We start from the raw sequence: 25,001 nt of genomic DNA on the forward strand, positions 1-25,001 counted from the left end.
GTCGTCACGGCGGGGTGCGTTCGTCCCGGTGGTCCCGGTGGTCCCGGTCACCGAGGTCACGCGGCCGTGGCCGTTCGCTCGCGCCACCAGTCCACGGTCACCTTGACCTGCTCGTCGAGGGGCGTGGCGCGTACGGCGAACGCGGTCTCGTAGGCGCGCGAGTCGACGACGAACGGCCGGTCGAACTGGTAGCGCACCTCCTTCAGTTCGCGGATCATCGGCGAGAAGAGCGACGCGGCCCCGAGCACGATCGGCGGGATCCTGCGCACCGCGACCGGACCCGAACCGGCTTGTGTGGCAAGGTGGTCGACCATCTCCCGGACGGAACGGGCCGGTTCCGTCGGAACGTGCCAGGGCCGCCCCCAGGCTCGCTCGTCGCCCGCGACCTCGACCAGGGCGCGGGCCACGTCGGGGAGGTACGTCCAACTGTGCGGGGCGTCCGGATCCCCGAGCGTGGAGACCGGCTTGCCGCGCAGCAGCGGGGGCATGACGCGTGCGGCCAGGTGGCCGCCGTCGGTGACGCCGGGCCCGAAGAAGTCCGAGGCCCGCACCTCGACCGCCCTGATGCGGCCCTGCTCGTGCAGCGTGCGCGCCTGCTCCCACACGGCGGCGCGGACGCGGCCCTTGGGGCCGGTCGCCGCGAGGGGCATGTCCTCGGTGAGGGGGCCGGACACGGGGCCGTAGCCGTAGAGGTTGCCCAGGAGGACGAGTACGGCGCCGGTGGCTTCGGCCGCCGCGCACAACGACGCGGCCAGCGGGGGCCAGTCACTCGTCCAGCGGGGGTAGGGAGGGGCGGCGCAGCTGTGGATCGCGGCCGCGCCGCGCGTGGCGTCGATCAGCGCCTCGTGGTGCGTCGCGTCGAGGGCGACGTGCTCGATTCCGGGCTCCGGGGTGCGGCCCGAGGAGGTGATGACGCGTACGGAATGGCCTTGTTCGGTCAGCAGCCGAGCGGTGGCGGCACCGGCGGGTCCGAACCCAATGACGACGTGGAAGCTCACGTGCGCACACTAACGCGAGCCCGCCCGACTCCCGTTCGGAGTGTGGCTGATCACCGTATGCCGCACGGGGGCGGCCGGCGGGCGGTTCCGGGGCGGGGAGGAAACCGCCCGCTCCGGATTCGGCTGCTTTTGCGCGCTCGTGGCCAGGGCGGCGGCGGGGCTCGCCACGGCGGGACCACCGGAGGTGTCTCGTGTAACGGCAAGGTCGATGTGTCGCCCAAAGCGCTTGTAAAGCCTCGCCGGCCATCCCTAAAGTCATTGTTACACGTGTAACCATCACCCCTCCGTCACACCCCTCGACGTCGGACGCGAGCGCAGCCGGGACCAAGGTCACGAAGCCAGGGCGTCCGTCGATCCGTGCTCCACGAAAGGGCTGAAATGACGCCACCGCTCCCGGCCGAGCTCGACATGAGCCGGCCGCCGCCCCCCTTCCACGCCCCCGTGGCGCCCGTGGTGACCGAGAACGGCATCCGCCGCTTCGACGGCGTCACCTACGCGACCCGCCCCGGCTACCGACCCCGCCTGCTGGACGTCCAGGTGCCCGCCGGAGCCGGCCCGTGGCCGGTCGTGGTCTGGATCCACGGCGGCGGCTGGCTGGACGGCGACCGGCGCTACCCGCCGCCGACCGTCCCCGCCGCATTGCTGCACGGCGCCGTCCTCAGCGCCGGGCTCGCCCTGGTCTCCATCGACTACCGGCACAGCCTCGAAGCCCCCTTCCCGGCCCAGTTGCACGATGTGAAGGCCGCGATCCGCTACGTGCGCCGGTTCGCGGACGTCCTCGACGTCGACCCGGACCGCATCGCCGTCTGGGGCGAGTCGGCGGGCGGCCACCTGGCCGCGCTCGCCGGCCTTACCGGTCCGCACAGCGAGCGCGCGGCCGAGCTGGAGGGCACCGAGGGCGTCGGCGAGGGCGACACCTCGGTCCGGGCGGTCGTCGACTGGTACGGCGTCTCCGACCTGGTCGCCCTACGCGAACACCCGATGCCGCCCATGCCCCCAGGGGCCGACTTCCCCGACCCGTACGACGCCCTGCTCGGCGGCACTCCCGAGGAGCGGCCCGCGCTGGCCCGTGCGGCGAGCCCGGTCACGTACACAACCGAGGGCACCACTCCCCCGCCGTTCCTGCTCATCCACGGCCGGGAGGACGGGCTGGTCCCCTACAGCCAGAGCGAGGCGCTCGAAGCAGCGCTGAAGGCCGGTGGTGGCACGTGTTGCCTCCAACCGGTGGAGGGCGCCGATCACATCTTCCTGGGCGCTCCCGACGTGACGCCGATCGTCACCGGGAGCGTCGCGTTCCTGGCCCGCCACCTCGAAGTCAGAGTCCCCTGACCGCAGTGACGCTCGCCGTGCGGGCGTCAGGAGGACTGCCGCTGGAGCAGGACCGGCCAGATGCCGCGCACCTCCGCGGTACTGCCCTTCTCGATCAACTCGTGCAACGCGCGGGCGATGACCGCGGCCGATGGCAGATCCAGCGCGACCGTGCTCAACGGGGGCTCCTGCAGGGCGGACAAGACCAGGTCGTCACAGCCGACCACCGCGATGTCCTCCGGTACGGAGATCCCCTGGGCACGCAAGGCGTGCATCAGCAGGGCTGCGTACTCGTCGTTGTAGGCGAAGATGCCGTCGACGCCAGACCTCATCCACCCGCGGGCGACGGCCGTGGCGGACTCCCGGTTGTAGTCGAGTTCCATGGCCGTGACGGTGACCATCTGCCGCGCCGCGATCCGCTGGGCGCCCGCCAGGCGGGGAGCGGCGAAGGCGTCCAGTCCGCGCTCGCGGGGCATCACCACACCGATCTTGGTGCGGCCCTGCTGGATGAGGTGCTGAGTGGCGACGGCGCCGATGTCCGAGTGGTCGAAGCGGACCGTGTGGAAGCCGGCGACGGGTTGGGCTGAGAACGCGAGCAACCCGCGCACTCCGGCGCGGCGCATCACCTCCGCGGCCTGGGCGGTGACCCGGTCCCCGTCGAGCGCGAGGACGGCGACCGGACGCAACTCCGCCCAGGCGCGCGCGGCTTTGACGGGGTCCTTGAAGCGACCGGCGTGCATCACGGCCGTGTAGCCGCGGCGGTCGAGTTCGCTGTGGAGGTCGTCCACCCAATCACTGACGAGCCGGCCGAGCGCGGACGCGGAGGTGGGCATCAGGACGAGGTTGCTGCGCCCGGCACGCAGGGAACGGGCGGTGGCGTTCGGCACGTAGCCGAGCTGCTCCGCGGCGGCCAGGACGCGTGCCCGGGTGGATTCGCCGACCCGGTGCCCCTCGGTGTCGTTGAGCACGAAGGAGACGGTCGCACGCGAAACCCCGGCCAGTCGGGCGACGTCCGCACTCGTGATCGATGCGACGGGTGACGTGTCTTTGGCCATGACGCTGCTCATCACTCTCAGTAGCCCCGTACATACGGGGCGAGGTTACACGAGTTAAAAATACGGGCGCCTCGAAGTCACCCGTCCGAGAGCGCTCAGCAGGCGCGGGCAGCACGGGGGCGTTGTTCGTGTCAGGGTGCGCACCTCGGCCGCCGGCGCGTTCCCCCGGATGGTCACGCTGCGCATCCTTCCATCCCTCAACCCGTGCGGAGGGCGACACGTGTTGCCTCCGCGTCACGCCGCGTTCGCTCAGCGGATGCTCAGATCCGGATAACGATCCAGTCACCGGTCAAGGGTCTTTGGTCCTGGTCACAGGCGAATGACCGATATGACCGTGATGTACGCCACGGACGGCCGTCCGTCACCGTGGTACATCTTCACGACCGCCTGCCGGACACCACCCACGTCCGCGCAGGGGCGCTGGAGCCGGCCGACCGCCGGCATGCAACTCCATCACCATCCGGGGGATCGGAATCCGATCCGCGGCCGAGCACGGCGCGCGGAGCGGCATGGAGCGGAAAGGCGCACCACAGCATGACCTCTACGCAGGTCGAAAAGAACTTCGGCGACGACGACAGGACCACCACGGGCGGCGACACCACGCCGAACGCGCCCGAGGAAGGCTACGAGCGCGGGCTCGGCAGCCGTCAGGTCCAGATGATCGCCATCGGCGGCGCCATCGGCGTCGGCCTCTTCCTGGGCGCGGGCGCGAACATCGCGAAGGCCGGCCCCAGCCTCATCCTCATGTACGCCCTCGCCGGCGTCATCGTCTTCTTCATCATGCGGGCGCTCGGCGAGCTGCTCCTGTACCGCCCCGTCTCGGGCTCGTTCGCGGAGTACGCGCGCGAGTTCCTCGGCCCGTTCTTCGGGTTCGTGACCGGATGGACGTACTGGCTCATGTGGGTCGTCACCGGCATGGCCGAGCTGACCGCCGCGGCGATCTACGTGCACTTCTGGTTCCCGGACGTGCCCCAATGGGTCACCGCCCTGGTCTTCCTCGTCGTGCTCTTCGTCGCCAACCTCATCTCGGTGAAGATCTTCGGCGAGATCGAGTTCTGGTTCTCGATGGTCAAGGTCACGGCCCTGATCGGCATGATCGTCATCGGTATCGGCGTGGTGACCTTCGGGTTCAGCGCGGCCGGTGACACCGCCGCCGTGTCCAACCTGTGGGCCTTCGACGGCATCTTCCCCATGGGCGTCGGCTCCAGCCTCATGACCCTCCAGGGCGTCATGTTCGCCTACCTGGCCGTCGAGCTCGTCGGCGTCACCGCGGGCGAGTCCGAGAACCCGGAGAAGACCCTCCCCAAGGCGATCAACACCCTGCCGTGGCGCATCATCGTCTTCTACGTCGGCGCCCTCAGCGTGATCCTCATGGTCGTCAAGTGGACCGAGTTCCAGCCCGGCGTCAGCCCGTTCGTGGCGGCCTTCGCCAAGATCGGCATCCCGGCGGGCGCGGCGATCGTCAACTTCGTGGTCCTCACCGCGGCACTTTCCTCGTGTAACTCCGGCATGTACTCCACCGGCCGCATGCTGCGCGACCTCGCCGCCAACTCCGAGGCGCCCAAGGCCCTCGGCAAGCTCAGCTCCACCAAGACGCCTGCGCTCGGCATCAGCCTGTCCGCCGCCCTGATGGGCATCGGCGTGGTCCTGAACTACGTGGTCCCGGAGAAGGCGTTCGGCTACGTGACCTCGGTCGCGACCGCGGCCGGCATCTGGACCTGGATGATGATCTTGGTCAGCCACATCCTGTACCGCCGCGCGGTGGTGGCGGGCAAGCTGCCCGCGTCCTCCTTCCCGGCGCCCGGCGGCACGGTGTGCAGTTGGATCGCGCTCACGTTCCTGCTGTTCGTCACCGTCCTGATCGCGATCGACCCCGACAGCCGCGTCTCCCTCTACGTGGGCGCCGGCTGGGCGGTCTGCCTCGCCGTCGGCTGGGCCGTGCTGAAGTCCCGCAACCCGCAGATCGCGGCGCGCGCGGCGGCGTCCGGCCAGGAGGAGCGGGAGCCCGCGGGCCGTTCCTGACCCACTCCGCCCGGACACCGCCCGGACACCGTTCGTCCGCGCACACCCCGAGGGGTGCGCCCCGGCCCACCACGGCCGCGGCGCACCCCTCGCCGCGTACCCACGCCGCCCGGTACGGGGCCCCGTACCCGGCACCATGGAAGGCAACCCGGCGCCCGGACCCGGCGTCTTCCCCACAGGACGGCGCGTCGACCGGCGCTCCCCGTGCCCACACCACGGAACAGGACAACGTGATGAGCGAGAAGGCCCGCAAGCTGTTCGACGCGCTCGACCTCGACCAGGACGGCACCCTCACCCGTGCCGAGGTCATCGAGGCCCTCCGCGCCAAGGGGCCGACCCTGGCGGCGCAGGGCGTGATCCCGGCCTGGGGCGTCGGGGACGCCGACGCCTCCTCGGCCCTCTTCGACGCCGCCGACCAGAACGGGGACCGCGTGCTGACCTTCGAGGAGTTCACCGCCGTCGTGGACCGCCGCTTCGGTTGGTGACCGGGCTGGTGACGGGCCTGGTGACGGGCCTGGTGACGGGCGCCGCGTTTGAGGGCTCGCGAATCGGTTAAGCGCGCACCGAAGGAAGCGATTCCGTGCGACGCGAGTGACGGGAGTGATCTCCGTGTCGGGTGAAAAGAAGATGCGGGCGAAGAAGGAACAGGTCAAGGGCAAGGCCAAGGAGGCCATGGGCCGCACCGTGGGCAACGAGCGCCTCACGGCCGAAGGCCGCGCCGAGCAGGCCAAGGGTGATGCCCGGCAGGCGAAGGAGAAGATCAAGGACGTTCTGAAGGACTAGCCGAAGGACCAACGATCTTCTGGGGCTCGGCTCTCGTCTTTGGGTTACACGATTGTCCAAGCGCGCGGGGCGGGGCATGGGAAGCATCCCGTGCCCCGCCCCTTACGTGCGCCCGCCCCCCTGCGTACGCGCCCGGCCATGGGGTTGCTCCGCGGTGTAGCGGATGCGGGCCCAGGTCGGCAGGACGAACCAGCCCAGCAGGTACCACGCCACCACTCCCCCGACGAGCCAGGGCACCAGGGCGTTGTGCATCGCCACGCGCAGCACGAGCAACAGGGCCGACGTACAGGTGGCGAGCAGCAGGATCAGTCCGATGAAGGTGAGCCGCGATGCCCACGAGACCGCTTCCGGCTTGATCTTGCGGCCCGAGACGATGCGGTGGAAGGCCACCGGCCCGATGAGCGCACCCGTCGCCAGCGCGCCCAGCACCACGGTGATGACGTAGATGGTCCGGTCCGTCTGCGACAGGCCCGCGAACGTCGGGGCGAAGACGACGGTCAGCAGGAATCCGAAGAGGATCTGGACACCGGTCTGCGCGACGCGAATCTCCTGGATCAGTTCCTGCCACTGCCGGTCGGCTCGTTCCTCCGGGGTCTCGTCCCGCCCGTCCGGGCCGGCGTCGACCCTGCGTTGCGTTCCCATGTGCCGCACCTTGCCGCATCCCGGCCGATGAAACCCGTGATTAGGGGTAGACGCGCGGTACGGGATGCGGCTCGGCCACCGAGGCTGCGACGGGGCCGCATCCCGGCCGGTGGGGGCGACAGGGGGCGGGGGCGGCGGGGTGGCGTGAGGGGTGGGAGGGTGAGGGATGGAATCCTGGAGTCCTTTTCTTGTCCGTTCGCACTCGTGTCCTTTCGCGCGGAAGCGCGAGGGTCCGGTGGCGCCCGGCATGAGCCGCTCACGCATGGGTAGGTGCCGTGCGAAGCGGTTCGCCGGTCATGGAGAGGTGGTTCCCGATGGCTTCGGCACCTGACGGAGACCGGTTCACCGTCGAGGTACGGCACGAAGGCGGCGCGGTCGTTCTGGCGCTGACCGGTGAGTTGGACCACGACACGGCCGAGCCGTTGCGCGAGGCCTTGGAGGCGGCGCTCGCAGAGGACGGGGCGCGGCTGCTGATCGACTTCTCGGGCGTGAGCTTCTGCGATTCCACCGGGCTCAACGCCGTGCTGCACGGCCGCCTCACCGCACAGGAGAACGGGGGCGCGGTCGCCCTCGTCGGTCTACGCCGTCCGGTCGAACGGATGTTCCGGATCACGGGAGCCGACACGGTCTTCGACGTGTACCCGGACGTCGCGCAGGCCTTGGCCGCAGGGACGGGACGCGGTCTGTGGCAGAGCTAGGCGGGCAGAGTCGGACGGAGGGTCACGATGGACGAGCGCCGGTCGCCCGAGCGGAGCCGGCACTTGCTGCTGAACGACACCAAGGATGTCGTCAGCCACTGCCGCGACTTCACCCGGCAGGCTCTGGCCGCCTGGGGCTGGCCGGTCCCGCCGCAGGACGACGGCGGCCCGGCGGAGGCCGCCGAGGCGGAGGACGTGTTGCTCCTCGTCTCCGAGGTGGTGGCCAACGCCCGTCTGCACGGGGGCGGGCCGCGCACGCTGCAACTGCACCGCACCCCGGACGGCCTGCGCATCGAAGTCACGGACCACAGTCCGACTCCTCCCATACTCAAACCCTGGCCCGACCCGGCGCAGCCGGGGGGGCACGGGCTGGTCATAGTGCAGAGGCTGGCACGTCGCTGGGGGTCCGAGCCGATGGGTGACGGGAAGTGCGTATGGCTGGAGGTTCTCGCACCGCGGCGACCGGGACCGAAGGCGAGAGGTCCGAGAGGCGAGAGGTCCGAGTGACGTCGGCGAACAGGGTGGCGGAACGGTCGTTCCGCCACCCTGTTCACTGTGCGTGCTCGTGCGTGCTCACGGGCCTGAGCGCTCGCGTCGGGACGGGTTTCCCCGCGCGACGACGGATTTCACGCTCGCGGGCTCGTCGCCCGGCTGCTCCGCGTCCGGTTCCGCGTCTTCCAGCAGGCCGGCGCGGAGGGTCTCCATGATGCGGGCGAGCAGGCGTGACACGTGCATCTGGGAGATGCCGAGTCGGCTGCCGATCTCGCCCTGGGTGAGTTCGTCGCCGAAGCGCAGGGAGAGGATCTCCCGGTCGCGGCCGCCGAGGCCGGCGATGAGCGGTTTCAGCGCCTCCAGGCACTCGATCCGGTCGTACGCCTGCTCCTCGATGCCGAGCGAGCGCATCAACGTCGTCCCTTCGGACTCCTCACCGGCCGGGGCATCGAGGGATCCCGCCGTATAGCCGTTGGCGGCGCGACGGCCTTCGTTCACCTCTTCCTCGGTGATGCCGAGATGATCCGCGAGTTCTCCGTCGGTGGGGTGGCGGCCGAGCCGCTGTTCCAGGGCGTCGTGGGCCTTGGCGATGTCGAGGCGCAGTTCCTGGAGGCGTCGGGGTACTTTCACCGACCAGGTGCTGTCGCGGAAGAAACGTTTGATCTCGCCGGTGACGGTGGGCAGCGCGAACGTCGCGAATTCCACCCCGCGCTCGACGTCGTACCGGTTGATGGCCTTGATGAGGCCGATCGTGCCCACCTGGATGATGTCCTCCAACGGGTCGCTGCGATTGCGGAACCGGTGGGCGGCGTATTTCACCAGGCTGAGATTGAGCTCCACGAGCGTATTGCGTACATAGGAATATTCGGGGGTGCCCTCGGCGAGCGAGTTCAGTCGCCGGAACAGGGCCACGGAAAGGGTCCGGGCACTGGCGGTGCTGACGCCGAGCGGGTCCTCGGGAATTTCCAGGCCTTCCGCGAAGCCGGTGGTATCGATGGGCGCCGCGCTATCTCGGGACATTGATGTCATCTCAATCCTCCGACGGGTGGGTCCGGCGCCGGCTGCTTCCGGCACGGCCGAACCGTCGTGGCTGTCGACGTGGGTATACCCGCCGGAGGATGATTCGACCCCTTCAGGTGTGTTTGTCCCCTCCGCGTGTCACAGTGGAGCGAGCGAGGTCACGCGAGGTCACGCATGAACGACGATTCCGACCGGATCCTGGAAAAGCTGCTCGCCAGCCTGACGGCGGTCCACGACGGGGACCTCAGCGCCCGACTCCCGGACGACGCGGCGGGTCTGCCGGGTGAGATCGCCACGGTCCACAACCGGATGGTCGAGCGGTTGTCCCTGGTCACGGCCGAGGTAACACGTGTGGCGCAGGAGGTCGGCGGGCAGGGCCTGCTCGGCGGTCACGCCCGGGTTCCGCAGACGGGCGGCGTCTGGCGCGAGATGACCACCGGCGTGAACAGCATGGCCGACAACCTCACCTCCCAGGTGCGCAACATCGCTCAGGTGGCGACGGCCGTGGCTCGGGGCGACCTCACGCAGAAGATCCGGGTGGACGCGAGCGGGGAGATCCTGGAGCTGAAGGAGACCATCAATACGATGGTCGACCGGCTCTCGGCGTTCGCCGAGGAGGTTACTCGTGTAGCACGTGAGGTCGGCACCGAGGGGAACCTGGGCGGCCAGGCCACCGTGCACGGGGTATCCGGAACCTGGAAGGACCTCACCGACAACGTCAACTCGATGGCCCTCAACCTGACCAACCAGGTCCGCAACATCGCCCAGGTGACCACGGCCGTGGCGCGCGGCGACCTCACGCGCAAGATCGACGTGGACGCGCGCGGCGAGATCCTGGAGCTCAAGACCACCATCAACACGATGGTCGACCAGCTGTCCTCCTTCGCCGCCGAGGTAACTCGTGTAGCCCGCGAGGTCGGCAGCGAGGGTCGGCTCGGCGGCCAGGCCGAGGTCGCCGATGTGTCGGGCACCTGGAAGCGCCTGACGGAGAACGTCAACGAGCTGGCGGGGAACCTGACCCGGCAGGTCCGCGCCATCGCCGAGGTCACCAGCGCCGTCGCCGAGGGCGACCTGACCCGCTCCATCACCGTGGAGGCCCCGGGCGAGGTCGGGGACCTCCGCGACAACATCAACGCGATGGTCGAGTCCCTGCGCGCCACCACCCGGGCCAACGAGGAGCAGGAGTGGCTGGGCTCCAGCCTCGCCCGGGTCTCGCGGCAGATCCAGGGCATCCGCGAACTGCCCGCCGTGGCCCAGCTGATCATGCGCGAGGTGCCGCCACTGGTGAACGCCCAGTACGGGAGCTTCTTCCTGGCCCAGGAGGGGCCCGAGGGCACCGAACTCGTCGCGATCGCCACGTACGGTCTGCCCGACGATCCGGCCCACGGCCCGCGCCGCTTCCGCATCGGGCAGTCGCTGGTCGGCGAGGCCGCCGCCGGCCGGCGGGCGATCACCGTGGACGACCTGCCGCCCGGCTACGCCACCATCACCTCCGGCACCGGTTCCATCGACGCGACCAACCTGATCGTGCTGCCCGTCGTCGCCGAGGACCAGGTGCTGGGCGCCGTCGAGTTGGCGGCCCTGCGCCCGCTGCGACCGCTGCACCGCGACTTCCTCGACCAGCTCACCGAGATGCTGGGCGTCAACGTGCGCTCCCTGATCGCCAACGCCCGCACCGACGAACTGCTGGAGCGTTCGCAGCAGCTGACGGCCGAACTCCGCTCCCGTTCGCAGCAACTCCAGGTCGGGCAGCAGGAACTTCAGCATTCCAACGCCGAACTGAAGGAACAGGCCGCCCTGTTGGCGGACCGCAATCGTGACATCGAGCGCAAGAACCTGGAGATCGAGCAGGCCCGGCAGGAACTGGAGGCGCGTGCCCAGCAGTTGTCACGTACGTCCATGTACAAGTCGGACTTCCTGGCCAAGATGAGCCACGAGCTGCGCACTCCGCTCAACAGCCTGCTCATCCTCGCCCAGCTCCTCGCGCACAACCCGGAGGGGAACCTGACGGAGAAGCAGGTCGACTACGCGACCGTCATCCATTCCGCAGGCTCCGACCTCCTCCAGTTGATCAACGACATCCTCGACCTGTCGAAGGTCGAGGCCGGAAAGATGGACGTCCACCCGGAACCGGTCTCGCTGCGCCGGGTCCTGGACTACGTCAACACCACCTTCCAGCCCGTCGCCGACGAGCGGGAGTTGGACTTCACCGTGACGGCCGCCCCGGACGCCCCCGACTCGCTGACCACCGACGAGGGCCGGCTGCGGCAGGTGCTGCGCAACCTGCTCTCCAACGCGCTCAAGTTCACCGAGACCGGTCGGGTCACGCTGCGCGTGGAGACGGCCGAACCGGCCGAACTCCCCCCGGCCGTGCGGGGCAACGGACCGGTCCTCGCCTTCCACGTCACGGACACCGGCATCGGCATCGCCGCCGACCAGCTGGAGTCCGTCTTCGGCGCCTTCCAGCAGGGCGATCCGGGCACCGCCCGCGCCTACGGCGGCACCGGACTCGGGTTGTCGATCAGCCGGGAGGTCGCCCGGCTGCTCGGCGGGGCGCTGGTCGCGCGGAGCACGCAGGGCCGGGGCAGCCGTTTCACGCTGTACCTGCCCGTACACGACGGTCGGGGCGGCGTCGGCCGCCTGCCCACGGCGTACGCACTCGACGCGTCGACGGACGATGCCGACGCGGCCGGAACGGCCCCCGACGGGGAGCCGGCGGGCCGCACCGTCCTCGTGATCGACGACGACGCCCGCAACGTCTTCGCCCTCACCGCGATGCTCCAGGCGGCGGGCCTGCGGGTCCTCGCCGCCGACAACGGCGAGGCCGGCATCGCGCTGCTGACCGGCGGGGAATCCGTGGACCTCGTGGTGATGGACCTGATGATGGCCGGGCTCGACGGGTACGCGACCACCCGCGCCATCCGCCGGCTGCCCGGCCTCGCCGACATCCCCGTCATCGTGGTCACGGCGAAGGCCATGCCGGACGACCGCGCAGAGGCCCTGGCAGCCGGGGCCACCGACTACATCACCAAACCGGTGGACCCGGACGCCCTGATCACCTCGATCCGCGGCTGCCTGGCCGACCGGGGCCGCTGAACCACCGGGAACCGGCGGCGAGCCGGCCGGCCTGGCGGGGTGGAGCCGCCCGCACCTGCACGCAACACGAGTAACCCACGCGAGTAACCAACCGAAGCTCCGCCTCACCTCGGCCACCCGCCCGCCCCGCCCCGCCGCCGGCCCGCCGCCGGCCCCGCGTCAGCGCACGCGCAGCACCACCAGGCTCGTGTCGTCGTCCGTGTCCCCGCTGACCTCGGCCATCAGCCGGTCGGCCCGCTCCTGGGTGTCGACGTCCGCCCCGAGCCGCTCGGCCGCCCGCCGCAGTACGGCCAGGCTCTCGTCCAGCCCTTCGTGCCGCCGCTCGACCAGCCCGTCCGTGTAGAAGAACAGCAGGTCGCCCGGGTCCAGCCGGGTGACCACCTCCTCGTACGCGGCCCCCGGGTCGGCCCCCAGCAGGATCATGTGCGGCGGCTCCAGGAACCGCCCCCGCCCCTGCCGGAGCAGCAGCGGCGGAAGGTGTCCCGCCGCCGTCCAGCGCAGCGAGCGGTCGGCGCGGTCGTAGAGGGCGCACAGTGCGGTGGCGGTCGGCAGGCCGGGGCTGTTCAGGGCCACGTCGTTGAGCCAGCCCATGAGTTCGCCGGGCGGCCGTTCCGTGAACGCGAGCCCGCGCAGGGCGTTGCGCAGCCCCGTCATGGCGGTGGCGGCGTCGATCCCGTGGCCGGCGATGTCCCCGACGGACACGAACACCCGTCCGCTCGGCAGCTGTTGCACGTCAAACCAGTCACCGCCCACCCGGTACTCGGACGCGGCCGGCCGGTAGCGGACCGCGACCTCCAGCCCGTCCAGGGCCTCCGGCGCCGGCTCCTCCGGCAGGAGCGCGCGCTGGAGGCCGAGGACGACACGATTGCGCAGTGCGGCCTCCGCCTCGGCGGCCGTGAGTCGGTCGAAGCTGGCACTGAGGGCCAGTTCGGCCTGGTGCTGGGCGGTGACGTCCTGGTACACGCCCGCGAGTCCGGTCGGAACCCCGCCGGTGAACACCGGTTCGGCGGCGATCTGGATCCGTCGCACCCCACCGTCCGGGCGTACCAGCCGGACGGCCGCCTGCGCGCCCTGGCGGCGGTCGAAGAGGGTGGACAGCATCCGCTGCAGGGTGTCGGTGTCGCGGCGGTGCAGCCACGGGCCGAGCAGCCGCAGCGGTACCGGCTCCTGCGCGGGGTCGAGGCCGAACAGCGGGTACGCCTTGGAGCTCCACAGGGTCCGGCCGGTGACCAGGTCGTCCTCGAACCAGGCCAGCCGTTCCAGCCTCCCCAGCACGCGGACCAGCACCGGGCTGCTGTCGACGGTGTCCCACAGGACGGCGGCCCGGTCCAGGGCGAGCGCCAGGACCCGTACGTGGGCCAGGGAGCCCGACTCCGGGGCCCGACCGTCCTCCGGCAGGCAGGGGGCGAACTGCGGCCCCGCCCCGCCGGCGGCCCGCGCGATGAGCCGTACGAGTCCGTCGTGGGCGTACGGGAACACCTGCGCGGCGGGCCGCCCGGCGGGCACGTGCACCGGCCCGACGGCGCGGCGCGCGGCGGGGTTGACGTACTCCACGACGGCGGTGTCCGGCGCGGCCGTGCGGAGGATCGCGGCAGGTTGCTCGAGTAGCTCCAGCAGGGCGGCCAGGCCGGGCGGGCCGCCCTGCTCGTCGCGGACCCAGTCCAGGACGTGCGCCACGGGCTCCGCCAGGGCGGTGAGGACCGCCCGCAGGGGCTCGTCGAGCTCGGCCGGTTCACGCCACGCCGCCAGGAGCAGCCCGGCGACGACGCCCTCGCGGTACAAGGGCAGCAGCATCCGGGCGCCGTCCGGGGCGGCTCCGGGCAGCGGGCCCGACTCGGACCCCGACTCGGACCCCGGGGCGGCGTCGGGGGTTCCGTTCGGCAGCCAGACGGGGACGCCGGCGGTGACCGCTCCGTGCAGGGGGCCGGCGTACCCGGAGGGCAGCCACTGCCAGTGCTCGGCTTCGGGCACGCTCGCTCCGGCCTGCCCGACCAGTTCCAGGCAGCCGGTGCCGGTACGCCGCCACAGGTAGACCTCCTGGACGCCGAGCGGGCGCAGCCCGGCGTCGAGCAGGGTGGCCAGGGCCTCGCAGGGGCCGTCGGCGGCGAGGGCCGCCACCGCGGTCCGGCGGGCGCGGCGGGCCTCGGCGGCGGGCGGGGGCGAACGGTCGGGGGCGGCAGCGAGCGGAGTGTCATGGGCCTCGGCGACGACGCTCCCCACGGCCGCGTTGACGATGTCGGCCGCCATGTCCGCCGCCCCGAGCCCGGTGGACAGGGCCAGCCGCATCAGGTGGTCCACGGCCGCCTCGGGGGTGGTGGTCAGCTGCGAGGACAGCACGCCGGTGGCGAGGTCGAGCAGCCGACGGCGGGCCCGGTCGGCGTGCAGCGCGGCGATCTCCTCGTTCAGCGCGAGGACGGCCGCGGCCAGGGCGTCACGGTCCTGAGCTGCGCGGACGCCCTGGTGGGGCGGGGCCGGCCGGTCCGGCTGGTCCGGCCGCTCTGCCTGGCAGGGCCGGTCTGCCCGGTCCGGCCGGTCCGCCTGGTCGCGTGCCCCTCCGGTCGGTCCCGCCGGTCCCGTCGGTCCCGCCGGCCGCGTCGGCTCCGTCGGCTCCGTCGGTTCCCTCGTCGGTGCGCCGTCGGTCATGGCTTGCGCGTGCTCGTGCTCCGGTCCTTCATCAGCTGGGCCCGGTCCCGTAGCCGCTCCGCCTCCTCCGGGTCGCTGCTCCGCTCGGCCCGTTCGAGGAGCTGCTGGGCCTTCTCCCAGTCGCGCTCCGCCTGGGCCTGTTCCGCGCGTTCGTCGGGCATGACGAGCCACCTCCCGGCATGGGGCCCCGCAGGGGCCTTTCGCGGGATCGCATGCCCACCCCCAAGACCAGGCAAACCGGCACATAAGGGGCAGGATCAGGAGACGGAGCGGCGCCCCAGCGGCAGGAGGTACTGGAGGGGCTGTTCGAGGTCGTCCAGGCCGAGGAGTTCGTGGGCCAGGTCGTCGTGGAAGCCGCCGAGCGGGGTGCCGGCGAGGTCGAGCGCCGCACCCGTGAGGAGCAGCGTCTGCGCCACGTGGCCCGCCTCCAGCAGGGCCATGCGCAGCGCGCGCAGGCCGTAGCGACCGCGCAGGCGGCCGAGGTCCACGTAGAGGCCCAGGACCACGGGCGCGTCATCGATGCCGATCCAGTCGGGGTCCGTCGACGGGCGGGTGAAGTACGTGGACAGCGCCTTGAGGTCGGGGAGGGCCGGCGCCGGGCCGATGCGGCGCAGCGTGCGCCTCTCGGGGACGCAGTCGTACGTGCCCGCCGGGACGCCCGCGACGTCGCGGACCAGCAGGCGCACCCGTGCCGTGTACAGGGCGCCCGCGCTGGGATAGGGACGGTGGACCAGGGTGCGGGTCGAGCCGTCCGCGAGGCGTTGTTCGGTGCGGCCGCTCTCGGCCAGGGAGTGCCACAGCAGGGAGCCCAGGGTGCCTGCGTCGAGCGGCCCGGCGAGCGGTCCGCGCACCGAGGCGCGGGCGGCGAGCGCGGCACGCAGCGACACCACCGGGAGGGCGTCCGCCGGCAGGGGCAGCTCGGGGTGGGTGGAGGCCGGGTGGGGCGGGAGCGGGCGCAAGGCGCTGTCCTCGTTGCGGCCGATCTGGAACTTGCTGCGCTCCAGGTACTGCACGTCGGAGGCGGTGTGACCGGGCGGGAAGAAGCCGGGCGGCTCGTCCGTCTCCAGCAGGGTGCGGGAGGCGAGTCGGCATACCGCTCGCTCCTCGTCGGGGCTGACGCCGAAGCGGTTGAACAGCATGTGGAGCTGCGAGGCCCAGATCCACGCGGTGGAGGGGCTGCTTGCGGCGGCTGCCTCGGCGCCCGTTGCCACGGCGCCGTGCACGGTGGCGCGCAGCAGCGCGTCGGCCGTACGGATCTCCTGCGCCCACTCGCCGATCCAGGGGGCGGCGGTGCCGTCCGTGAGGCGTTCGCGCAGATCGGCGGCGCGGCGGGCGAGGCCCGTGCGCTGGGCGGCGTAGACGGCGTTAACACGTGTGTGCACCGCCGCGCCCGGCAGGAGGGGTACCTCGGTGACCCAGCGCCAGCCGGCGGCGTGCCCGCGCAGCCAGCGCGCGGCGGTGAGCCGGTCCATGCCGAGGCCTTGGACGGTGGCGTGGGCCAGGTCGGCGGCGAGGGTCAGCCGGGCGGACCCGTTGGCGCCCTCGGGGAGGGCACGCAGGGCGTCGAGGGCGACCCGGGTGGAGGCGACGAAGACGTCCTCGGCGACCGGAAGGGCGTCCGGGCCGCCGTAGCGCTCCGTTTCGGGCTCGTACGGGACGGCGCGGACCTCCCCGTGCCGGGAGGGCCACGGGCCGGGTACGGAGGGCACGTCCTCGGCGGCGCGTGCGAGGCGCTGCGGGAGTTCCCCGGCGGCGCGGGCGCTGATGCCGCGCACCCGGATCCGTACGTGGGGGCCGTCCTCGCCGTAGCGGATGAAGAACCACGCGTCGGCTTCGCCGGCGGCCACGAGGGCGTCGAGGAGGGGGGCGGCGGTGTGGAGCAGGAAGGCGTCGGTGGCGGCCGTCTCGCAGTGCAGGAAGAGGTGCAGGCTCAGCCAGGCGCGCGGGTTTCCGAAGGAGCTTTGGTGGGCGTCGGGGGTGGCGTCGGTCGTCGTCACGTGCGGTCCTTGAGGGGTGCGTCGGGGGAACGTCAGGGGGCGGGCGTAGGGCGGGCGTCGGGCGGACGGAGTTCAACTGAGTTCAACGAAGTTCAGATGAAGGGCAGATGGAGGCAGCAGGCGTCAGGGGAAGGGGTGCGGGTGCGGTGTCAGGTCCTCCTGGCGCAGCGGGCGCGCTACGCGGCCCAGGCGGTGGGGCACCTCCAGCAGCCGGGGCAGGCCGCGGGTGCGGTGGTTGACGTGCCCGAAGGTCATCGGGAGCGAGCCCGGCACGACGACCTTCACGCAGTGCAGGCCCAGCCCGGCGGCCACGCCCGGCTCGCTCTGGTCGACGGTGATCACCTCCAGGCCGGCGCGGGACAGCCGTTCCACGGTCGCCGCGAGGAGTTCCGTGAGGTCGGCGACCGGAGCGGGCGCCATCGGCCACGCTTCCTCGGGCCGTAGCCGCGGGGTGTCGGCGAAGAGGAACTCCAGGCGCGGCGCGGCCTCGGGGAGGGTGTTGACGCCGACGTGGTCGTCCAGGGAGGTCACCAGCTCGGGCCTGTCCAGCATGGGGCGCAGCCGGTCCGGATCGCGCGGACCGCCGTCGGCGAACGAACGGTGCGCCGATTCCAGCACGTTGGTGACGACCTCGGCGACGGCTGAACGGATCGCGGCGTACGGGTCGTGGTGCGCGCCGGCGGCGAGGAACATGCGGGGCGCGTCCGGGTGGGCGCCCTCGTAGCGACAGACCGCGATGACCGCCGGTATGCCGAAGTCGTTGGTGGCGTCGAGGATTTGGAGGCGGTAGCCGACCAGTGCGGCGCGGTCCGCGAGGAGGACCGTGTCGAGGTCGTCCGGGGGGAGGGTGATCCGGCGCAGGGGGGTGGCGGCGTACCAGGCCATGAGGAAGGCGTCGCGTTCGGCGACCTCGAACAGGCCGTAGAGCGCGGCCTCTTCGGGGCTGTTGCCGAGGCCGCAGCCGTTGGAGGACTCGTAGACGACCCGTGGCCGGTCGCGGCCGGGCACATCCCAGTACGCGACGTGCTCGGGGACGGCGACGGGCCGGCGGTGGGTGAGCGACCAGCCCTGGACCCAGTCCAGCTCCAGGTCCGGTGTGTAGGGGACGGTCAGGGAGGACGGGTGGCCGTGGTGGGCCGGATCGGGCAGGCCGAGCCGCTCGGGGTCCAGCGCGCGGCCGGGTCCCAGGGCGGCGAAGGAGGCGCGGAGGTCGGTGCGGCGGGCGGTGGGGCGCATGCCGGCGTACCGCTCCACGGCCTCGAAGAGGGCGATGCGCTCGCTGGCGGTGAAGTCGCGGGCGCGGCCGTACCCGCCTTCGTCGATGCCGCGGCCGTCGGTGACGAAGGCACCGGTCAGGCAGAAGGCGGAGTCCTCGGTACGGAAGAGGCGGCGGACCGGACCGAAGCGCTCGTCGTGCAGCGCGGCACGCAACCGGTCGGTGGTTACACGTGAGTTGGGCTGACGCAGGACGTAGGGGTCGGGGAGGGGACGGGGGGTAGAGAAGGGCGGGGCGGAGGCGGGGCGGACGCGGTGGCGGCGGCAGACGCGGACCCGAAGTCGGGCACGGACGCGGACCCGGAGTCGAACGCGGACGCGGACCCGGGCACGGGCGCGGGCACGGGCGCGGAGGCGGGACCGGACGCGGGCGCGGATGCGGAGGCAGCGGCGGACACGGAGGCGGACGCGGGCACGGACACGGTGGCGGACCCAGGCGCCGTGGCGGACGCGGGCGCGGAGTCGGGCGGCAGGGGGTGGCAGACGGCGCAGCCGCCGATGGGGCGGACGCGGTGCGTGGTCCACGTGCCCCGGCCCTGGTGGACGACGTGAACTGCGGCGGTACGGGGGTCCGGGGCGGATTCCGCGTCCGGCGTCGCTTCCGCGCGCGGGGCGGCTTCTGTTTCCTCGTCCAGCAGTTCCTGAGCGAGGGCGCCCACGGACGCTGCGAGCGCCGGGGACGGGACGCCGGCGAGGGCCAGCGCCGGGCTCTGCCACGGTACGCGCCCACCCGCCGTGGCCAGCCGTTGGTACTCGGTGCAGCTGAGGCAGGCGGCCGCGCCCGGCCGCAGGACGGGGCCGATCACGGCGAGCGCCCCGTCGAAGCGCACGGGGACGAGGGTCACGGGGTGGTCGAGGGCATGCCGACTCAGCTCCTCGGCCACGCCGAGGGTCCATTCGGTCAGCAGGACGGCGGCCGTCCCATCGGTGATGGTGGTCGCGGTGGCGGCGTCGAGGACGTGCACGGACAGCGGGCCGAGGAGGCCGGTGACGGGCGGGGCGGCGGCCTCCGTGGTGAGCGTGCTCATCGGGTCTCTTCCTCCGGGGTGTGGAGCACGGTGAACCCGAAGGCTCTTATGAGCGCCAGGAGTTCCGGATCGTCGGCGCCGGCCGCCTCCGCGGTCGGGGGCAGACCGGGGAGGCGGCGGAGTGTCTCGTGTAACGCCTCCTCGCGTCCCGCGAGCGCGGCGAGCCAGCCGCCCGTCCAGCCGTCGTCCTCCCAGGCGGCTGTCGGGACACCGGCGGCGGCCAGCGGAGCGATGGCCCCGCCGGAGGCCCGCGCAGGGGCGGGAGCAGGGCCAAGGCCGGGGCCAGGGGCAGCGGCTGCGGCAGGACCAAGGGCAGCAGCAGGGCTGCGGCCAGAGGCACCACGTGTAACGGCCCCCACCCACTCGGCCGTTACGGCGGCGACGGCCGCGAGGGAGGCGAAGGCTGCCGCATCCCCCGGAGTCGCCTCGACAGCGCGGCCGAGTACCGGGCCCACGCCTCCGTCGGGCGCGGCACGTGAAACCACGGCGCGGTACGCCCCCCCGTCCGGGGCGAGCCGGTGCACTTCCAGGTGGGCGGACACGGCGAGGCGCACCGTGAGGGTGGTCCACCAGTGGCGCAGCTGCGGGTGCTCCTCCCAGGGCCCGGCAGGCAGCGGGGTGGCTTCGGCATCGGTCGCGGCGTGACGTGCGGCCGCCTCCCGCAGCGCCCGACCCAGGGCGTGCCCGGGAGTGGCGCCGACCGTCAAGCCCCGTCCACCCAGGAGCAGTTCCGCCGCCCGGCAGAACACCTCCAGGCGGGCCAGGTCCAGCCGGGGTGCACCACAGGCCAGGATGATTCCAGGGGGTGTGGCCCCGGGCAGCTCGCAGGAGGCGAGCGGGACCGGCATCTGACGCAGGTCCTCGGGGAGCGGTACGGGAAGCGCCCCGCAACGTTCGTCCCCAAGCGCGGACAGTCGGCGCAGCGCTTCGGCGAGGGCGCCGGCCGGCCCGAGACCGATACGCCGGTCGGCATCGATCCGCTCGGGACCGAGCCAGGTCACGTAATCGGACCGCGCCGGACGGGACTCGGCGAGGAGCACCGCCGGCAGGCCGGGCAACAGCCGCTCGTCGCCGCCCTCAAACGCCGGGTCGGGCAGCCCGGCCGCCGCGCACAGCAAACGATGTGCTGCGGCGCCCCCAAGCAGGGCGGCCGAAGCGGGCGAGGCGTCGGACCCGCCGGGCGCGAGCCGCGCCTCCAGGGCAGCCGCGTCGGAACGCGCCTGGGCGGCTCCCCCGGGCGCGGTCACCCATCCGGTCCCGCCGCACAGTCCGGCGGCGACGGCCACGCCGCCCGTACGTGTCCCCGTACGGGTACCCGTAGCCGTTACACGTGTGCGCAGCAGAATCCGGCCCGCGGGCAGGAGCGGGTCGGCGGTGTACGACACGTGCAACCCGGCGAGTTCCAGTGCCTGCCCGGCGGCCCGAGCCAAGGCTCCCTCCGGGGCCCCGGCGACCACCTCGACCCGGGTGGCGGCGAGGACGGCGCCGGCTGCCGCAGGTTGATCGGCGGTGGCGGCCGTCCACCGCTCGACCGGACCGACATCGCGGGCGCCGACGGGCTGCGCCACGAGCAGGTCGTACTCCTCCAGTTGGCCGATCAGGGTCTCCACCGCGCGGCGGGTGGAGGACCCCGGCTCCAGGCGAGCGAGCACGTCGTCGAGGCCCCCGGCTCGCAGGGGCCCTTCGAGCGAGCGCCACAGCACGGGCAGGGCGGCGCTGCCCTCCAGGGTGACGCTGCCGCGCCGGCCGCGTAGGTGCAGGCCGGCCCGTAGCGGGGTCACGGCGACTCCGGGGCGCAGGACGCGTACGGTGCGGGCGGCTTCGCCACCCTTACTCGCGTGCGCAGTCATGGAGTTGGGAGGCGTGGCGGTCATGCGCGGGCCTCCACGGCGTCGATGGCGGCTTCGATTTCGGTGCGCCAGTCGACGCCGGTCAGGGCGGGGACGGCGCGGACGACCAGGTACGCGGCCAGGTACCGCTCCAGCGGGCGCACGTCGCAGATGGCGAAGAGGCGGTACAGGGCGTTGGTGCAGGCCCGGTGGATCAGGTAGTCGGGGTGGCTGAACATGGCCCCTTCCGGGTCGGATCGGCTCAGCAGCCGGTGGAACTCGCTGTAACGCGTGCGGGTTTCGTGGTTCCAGCGCTGCGCGGCGGTCGCGTCGCCGGTGGCGGCGGCCCGGTCCCGGTAGGCGGCCGGGGAGCCGTGCAGGTCAACGCCCGCGTCGTGGCGGGTGCGCACCCGCTGCCAGGCGTCGGCCGAGAAGGCGACCCAGGCGCGTTCCCAGCCCTGGGCTCCGTCGCCGGCGATCCGTCCGACGAGGTCGGTCACGGTGTCGCCCGCGTGCTCCCAGCGGCGTTCGAACCCGGCGCGCAGGCGGCCGTCCGGGTCGTCGTGGACGAGGAAGTCCTCCAGGTGGGAGACGTAGGAGTAGTGGCCGCCCGCGAGGCCGCCGGGGTGGGCGCGGGCGTGCGCGGCGAGGCCGGTCACGGCGAGCGCGAGGCGGGCCTGGTCGCTGTCGCCGTGTTCACCGAGGAAGCCGCTGCCGGCGCGCAGTGCGTCGGTTCCGGAGCGCAGCAGTTCGTCGCGGAGATCGGCGCCTTCGTCCCCGAGGAGGGTGCGGACGGAGGACCGGTCGGCGGGCTCGATGCGCACCGTGTTGTCCGCGACGATCGGCCCGTAGGGCGGGGGGATCAGCTCGGCGCGCCCGGCGTCGGCGGCGCGTCGCAGGAGTTCGGCCTTGGTCAGGTCGGCGCGCGAGGGGTGGAGGCGGATCCAGTCGCGGATCCGGTTGGCGGCGAGGATGGCGGCGGCATCGCGTCGCGCGCGCGGACCGTGGAGGCGCAGGCGCAGGTGGGGGCCGTGGAGCCAGTGCCGCTCGACGTGGGCAGCGAGGCCGTCGGTCGTGTGGGAGGCGGCGAGGGGCAGGAGCACCTCGCGCAGCAGGGGTGCCTTGACGGGGTGGTGGTAGTAGGCGACCACGTCGACGGCGCTGTTGGTGTCGTTGGTGTCGTTGGTCTCTGGGCCGCCGGCACGTGTAACGGTGTCCTCGATCCGGTGGTGCCGCGCTGCCGGCACGTTCTGTCCCTCCACGTTCCCTTCCTCCTCCGACGTCTGCGGGCGGTTCATCGCGGCCGTCCTGCCCGGTAGACCTCCAGGACGAGTTCGGTCGCGTGAGTCGGTTCGGCCAGGCCTCCGGGGGCGGGAAGGGCCTCTTCCAGCACGGCTCCGTCGCCGTGGCGGGACAACCATTTGTGCAGGCAGCGCAGGTGCAACGTGTTACCGAGGTCCACCAAGTGGGGCTTGGGCCGGTCAAGTCCCCGGAGGAAGTCCTCGGCGTCGCGGCCGACGGGGGCGGGGGCGACGGGGTGCAGGAACAGCTGCTCGGGGAGGTCCAGCAGCGCGCGCCAGTGGGCCGCCGCCTGCGCCGGTACGGGGCCGCCGGCCGCGAGGTCGGCGCGCAGGCGTTCCACGACCCCGGACGAGAGCGTCCAGCGGCGGCGGCGCAGCACGACGTGCCGGTGTGTCAGCCGGGGCGTACTCAGGACGCGGCCTCCGGGGGCGTCGAGGAGGTGCCGGGGCAGGAGCGGCCGGAAGTCGACCGCTCCTTGGGGGTGGTCGGCGAGGTGGGCGCCGATGCGGCGGGGCAGCAGGACGGGGGCGAGGAAGCCCGGGTAGAGCACGTCGAGGAGTTCGCCGGTGGAGCGCAGGCGCAGGCGGACCTGGTCGGTGGCCACGTCGTGGACGAGGTCGAGCTCCCCCTCGCCGATGGACGCCCAGCGGCGGTCGGGACCGATCTCGTCGGGGACGAGCAAGGGGTGGAGGTTGGCGTTGAAGCCGCCGACGGGACGGATCTGCGCGGCTCGCGCTCCGGGCCCGAGGCCCCGCCGGATCTGCCGGGACACCTCGGCGGTGGCGTGCGGATCGAGGGTGTCCAGGAAGCGGCTCGTGAAACGGCCCCAGCCGCCGTACACGTGGTTCACGCACAGCCGGGCCCCGTCGAGGCTCGGGGCCTTCTGGAGGAAAAACGAGTAACTGAGCGGCCGTTCGAGGGTCCAGTCGGGCAGGCGGGGGCCGAGGGAGCGGGCGAGGGCCGGCGGGAGGGTCACCTCGCCGGCGCCGGCCGTGTCTCCGCCGGCGGCAGCCGTCCGAGTGAACTCAGCGCGCAGTAGCGCGAGTTCGTCGGCACCGGTGGGGAAGTCGGCCCGGTCGGCGGCGTCCAGGTTGGCGATTCGTCCGGCGGTCTGCCAGGCCTCCGCGACCTCGGCGCCGAACTCCCACGGGTGCCGGCAGGTGCCGCCGCGCCCGTACCGGGCGACGAAGCGGTCGCGCACGACGCGACGGACGAGGTGGCCGAGGTCGAAGAGTTCCGCCAGAGCCGTGACTTCTGCGAGAGCCTTGTGGTCGGCGCCGTCCAGGAAACCGTCGAGGCTCAGCGGGTGGGGAGCGACGACGTCTTCGGAGAGGACGGACAGGGGTGCGGCGACCTCGGGAACGGGGCGCCCGGCGTCGTCCAGGGTCTCCCTCCAGCGGCGGGAGAGCCCGGCGAGGAGCGCGGGGCGGTCGGAGGCGGGTGCGTCGGCGAAGGTGGCGGTCATCCGTCCGAGCAAGGCGATTCGCTCGGCGCGTTCGGCGTCGGCAACACGTGTTACCTCATCGGCGTGATCCGGGTCCCCGGCGCCGTCCACCTCCCCGGTGCGCGGCGCGGCGATGCGCCGCAGCCAGGCCGCGATTCCGCCCACGGGGTCGCAGGCCGTGGGCGGGACCGGGTCGCCCGGCACGAGCAGACCCGCCTCGCGGAGCCGTTCGAGGAAGGCGCCGGCCGCGCCGTGGCCGCCGCCGGCGCCTCCGTGCGGGGAGGTACTCAGGGAGGTGGTGAGCAGGCCGGTCAACTCCGGGAGCGTGAGGGGGGTGTCGATCGCACGCTCGGTCAGGAGTCGCAGGGGCCCGCCGTAGGGCAGTTCCACCTCGTCTTCGTCTGCGACGAGGTAGCGTCCGCCGGTGAACGCGGTCCGGTCACGGAAGTATGCCGCCCGTCCGTCGGATATCCGGGCGGTGCTGGTGATGCGGTGCGGGGTCACGGCCCGGCGGTGGGGGGCGTCGAGCAGGGCGACGACGAGGGCAGTGGTGAGGGTGCGGTTGACCTTCACGATCGCCCGCAGCGGGCCCTCGTTGAGGTGGGTGGCGCCCCAGGAGGGCACGGGCGCGGTCGGCCCGCCGCTGCCGAGGGGGCCCCAGCCGACGGCGGTGAACCAGGACAAGGGGCTGGTCTTGGTGCTGGCCCGCAGGGCGTAGCGCAGCACGGTCGGCTCTTCCTTGCGGGCCCGGCGGTCGTCGGCGCCGGTGGCGGCCCGCTCGACGGCGCGCAGCAGGTCGCCGCTGGTGAGGGCGACGGCCTTGCCGAGGGCCGGTGCGCGGCAGAGGGCGGCCAGGGCCGCGCGTTCGTCGGCGAGGGCGCCTTCGGCGGCGGGGGCGAGGTCGGCGAGGAGTGCGGCGCGGCGCGAGCGCAGGGCGAGCCAGGTGGCGAGGAGGGGAACCCGGTGCGGGAGGTCGTCGAGGCGTTCCAGCAACGCGGGTCGGGGTTCGCGCCCGTTGTGCAGGGCCCGGCGCAGGGGCAGGACGACGTCACGGTGGAAGTCCTCCGGGTGGCCCGCGCGGCTGTCGTAGAGGTGGTCGCAGAGCGGCCCGGTGGTCCGGAGCAGTTCGGCGTCGATCCGGTTCAGTCGGGCGAGGAGGGTGCGGAACTCTGCCGCCGCCGGCCCTTGTGCGGGGTGGGCGAGCACGGTGAACCGGGCCAGCGCGTAGGGCGCGGACCGTACGTGGTACCCGTCGGCGGCGCCGTCGGTGTGGGCGTCGGCGACCGTGGAGGGCTGCTGCGGCTGCCGCATGGCGGTCCCCGTCCTGTCGGTGGTGGCGCGCGGGCCTCCCGCCGCACACGGGGTGCGG

The 25,001-nt window shown here is 72.9% G+C and carries 19 protein-coding genes; 7 read left to right on the top strand and 12 right to left on the bottom strand.

Annotation, left to right across the window (positions count from 1 at the left end):
• Window positions 1-56 precede the first annotated feature (56 nt).
• Window positions 57-998: an NAD-dependent epimerase/dehydratase family protein gene (locus tag M4D82_RS05300; RefSeq protein ID WP_249764922.1), complete on the bottom strand. Its 942-nt coding sequence runs from the start codon at window positions 996-998 to the stop codon at window positions 57-59.
• 378 nt (window positions 999-1,376) lie between these two features.
• On the opposite strand from M4D82_RS05300, the gene M4D82_RS05305 reads away from it, so the two are divergent.
• A complete protein-coding gene (locus M4D82_RS05305) occupies window positions 1,377-2,327 on the top strand; it encodes an alpha/beta hydrolase (RefSeq protein WP_249764923.1) in 951 nt (316 codons plus the stop codon).
• A 26-nt stretch (window positions 2,328-2,353) separates the two neighbouring features.
• Here M4D82_RS05305 and M4D82_RS05310 read toward each other — a convergent pair whose 3' ends face one another.
• Window positions 2,354-3,361, bottom strand: a complete 1,008-nt coding sequence (locus M4D82_RS05310; RefSeq protein ID WP_249764924.1) for a LacI family DNA-binding transcriptional regulator — start codon at window positions 3,359-3,361, stop codon at window positions 2,354-2,356.
• A gap of 534 nt (window positions 3,362-3,895) precedes the next feature.
• On the opposite strand from M4D82_RS05310, the gene M4D82_RS05315 reads away from it, so the two are divergent.
• From M4D82_RS05315 to M4D82_RS05325, 3 genes are all read left to right on the top strand, one after another.
• Window positions 3,896-5,383, top strand: coding sequence for an amino acid permease (locus tag M4D82_RS05315; RefSeq protein WP_249764925.1), 1,488 nt, complete (start codon window positions 3,896-3,898; stop codon window positions 5,381-5,383).
• A gap of 233 nt (window positions 5,384-5,616) precedes the next feature.
• Complete coding sequence (locus M4D82_RS05320) at window positions 5,617-5,868, top strand: EF-hand domain-containing protein (RefSeq protein WP_249764926.1); 252 nt, start codon at window positions 5,617-5,619, stop codon at window positions 5,866-5,868.
• A gap of 142 nt (window positions 5,869-6,010) precedes the next feature.
• Entirely contained in the window at window positions 6,011-6,166 is a 156-nt protein-coding gene (locus tag M4D82_RS05325) for a CsbD family protein (RefSeq protein ID WP_469527813.1), read from the top strand.
• 102 nt (window positions 6,167-6,268) lie between these two features.
• On the opposite strand, the gene M4D82_RS05330 is transcribed toward M4D82_RS05325, so the two are convergent.
• On the bottom strand, window positions 6,269-6,808 hold the full coding sequence (locus M4D82_RS05330) for a DUF6328 family protein (RefSeq protein WP_249764928.1): 540 nt from the start codon (window positions 6,806-6,808) through the stop codon (window positions 6,269-6,271).
• Window positions 6,809-7,122: 314 nt separating this feature from the next.
• Between M4D82_RS05330 and M4D82_RS05335 the strand changes: the two genes are divergently transcribed.
• A complete protein-coding gene (locus M4D82_RS05335) occupies window positions 7,123-7,506 on the top strand; it encodes an STAS domain-containing protein (protein WP_249764929.1) in 384 nt (127 codons plus the stop codon).
• Window positions 7,507-7,533: 27 nt separating this feature from the next.
• Window positions 7,534-8,013 carry an ATP-binding protein gene (locus M4D82_RS05340; protein WP_249764930.1) on the top strand — a complete coding sequence of 160 codons (480 nt, stop codon included), beginning with the start codon at window positions 7,534-7,536 and terminating at the stop codon, window positions 8,011-8,013.
• A gap of 66 nt (window positions 8,014-8,079) precedes the next feature.
• Here M4D82_RS05340 and M4D82_RS05345 read toward each other — a convergent pair whose 3' ends face one another.
• On the bottom strand, window positions 8,080-9,018 hold the full coding sequence (locus M4D82_RS05345) for a SigB/SigF/SigG family RNA polymerase sigma factor (protein WP_249764931.1): 939 nt from the start codon (window positions 9,016-9,018) through the stop codon (window positions 8,080-8,082).
• A gap of 174 nt (window positions 9,019-9,192) precedes the next feature.
• On the opposite strand from M4D82_RS05345, the gene M4D82_RS05350 reads away from it, so the two are divergent.
• A complete protein-coding gene (locus tag M4D82_RS05350) occupies window positions 9,193-12,114 on the top strand; it encodes a HAMP domain-containing protein (RefSeq protein WP_502988874.1) in 2,922 nt (973 codons plus the stop codon).
• A 159-nt stretch (window positions 12,115-12,273) separates the two neighbouring features.
• On the opposite strand, the gene M4D82_RS05355 is transcribed toward M4D82_RS05350, so the two are convergent.
• From M4D82_RS05355 to M4D82_RS05395, 8 genes are all read right to left on the bottom strand, one after another.
• Window positions 12,274-14,757, bottom strand: coding sequence for a SpoIIE family protein phosphatase (locus M4D82_RS05355; protein WP_283844446.1), 2,484 nt, complete (start codon window positions 14,755-14,757; stop codon window positions 12,274-12,276).
• Complete coding sequence (locus tag M4D82_RS05360) at window positions 14,754-14,918, bottom strand: DUF6381 family protein (RefSeq protein ID WP_249764933.1); 165 nt, start codon at window positions 14,916-14,918, stop codon at window positions 14,754-14,756. Before M4D82_RS05360 ends, M4D82_RS05355 begins: the two co-directional genes overlap by 4 nt.
• Before the next feature lie 96 nt (window positions 14,919-15,014).
• A complete protein-coding gene (locus tag M4D82_RS05365; protein WP_249764934.1) occupies window positions 15,015-16,754 on the bottom strand; it encodes a thiopeptide-type bacteriocin biosynthesis protein in 1,740 nt (579 codons plus the stop codon).
• Window positions 16,755-16,877: 123 nt separating this feature from the next.
• A complete protein-coding gene (locus M4D82_RS05370) occupies window positions 16,878-18,185 on the bottom strand; it encodes a YcaO-like family protein (RefSeq protein WP_249764935.1) in 1,308 nt (435 codons plus the stop codon).
• 11 nt (window positions 18,186-18,196) lie between these two features.
• Window positions 18,197-19,057, bottom strand: coding sequence for a TOMM precursor leader peptide-binding protein (locus M4D82_RS05375; protein ID WP_249764936.1), 861 nt, complete (start codon window positions 19,055-19,057; stop codon window positions 18,197-18,199).
• A complete protein-coding gene (locus M4D82_RS05380) occupies window positions 19,054-20,931 on the bottom strand; it encodes a hypothetical protein (RefSeq protein WP_283844447.1) in 1,878 nt (625 codons plus the stop codon). Before M4D82_RS05380 ends, M4D82_RS05375 begins: the two co-directional genes overlap by 4 nt.
• On the bottom strand, window positions 20,928-22,148 hold the full coding sequence (locus M4D82_RS05390; RefSeq protein WP_249764938.1) for a lantibiotic dehydratase C-terminal domain-containing protein: 1,221 nt from the start codon (window positions 22,146-22,148) through the stop codon (window positions 20,928-20,930). Before M4D82_RS05390 ends, M4D82_RS05380 begins: the two co-directional genes overlap by 4 nt.
• A 32-nt stretch (window positions 22,149-22,180) precedes the next feature.
• Complete coding sequence (locus M4D82_RS05395; protein WP_249764939.1) at window positions 22,181-24,943, bottom strand: lantibiotic dehydratase; 2,763 nt, start codon at window positions 24,941-24,943, stop codon at window positions 22,181-22,183.
• Between the last annotated feature and the right edge of the window lie 58 nt (window positions 24,944-25,001).

It is taken from the genome of Streptomyces sp. RerS4, from assembly GCF_023515955.1.
Taxonomy (GTDB): domain Bacteria; phylum Actinomycetota; class Actinomycetes; order Streptomycetales; family Streptomycetaceae; genus Streptomyces.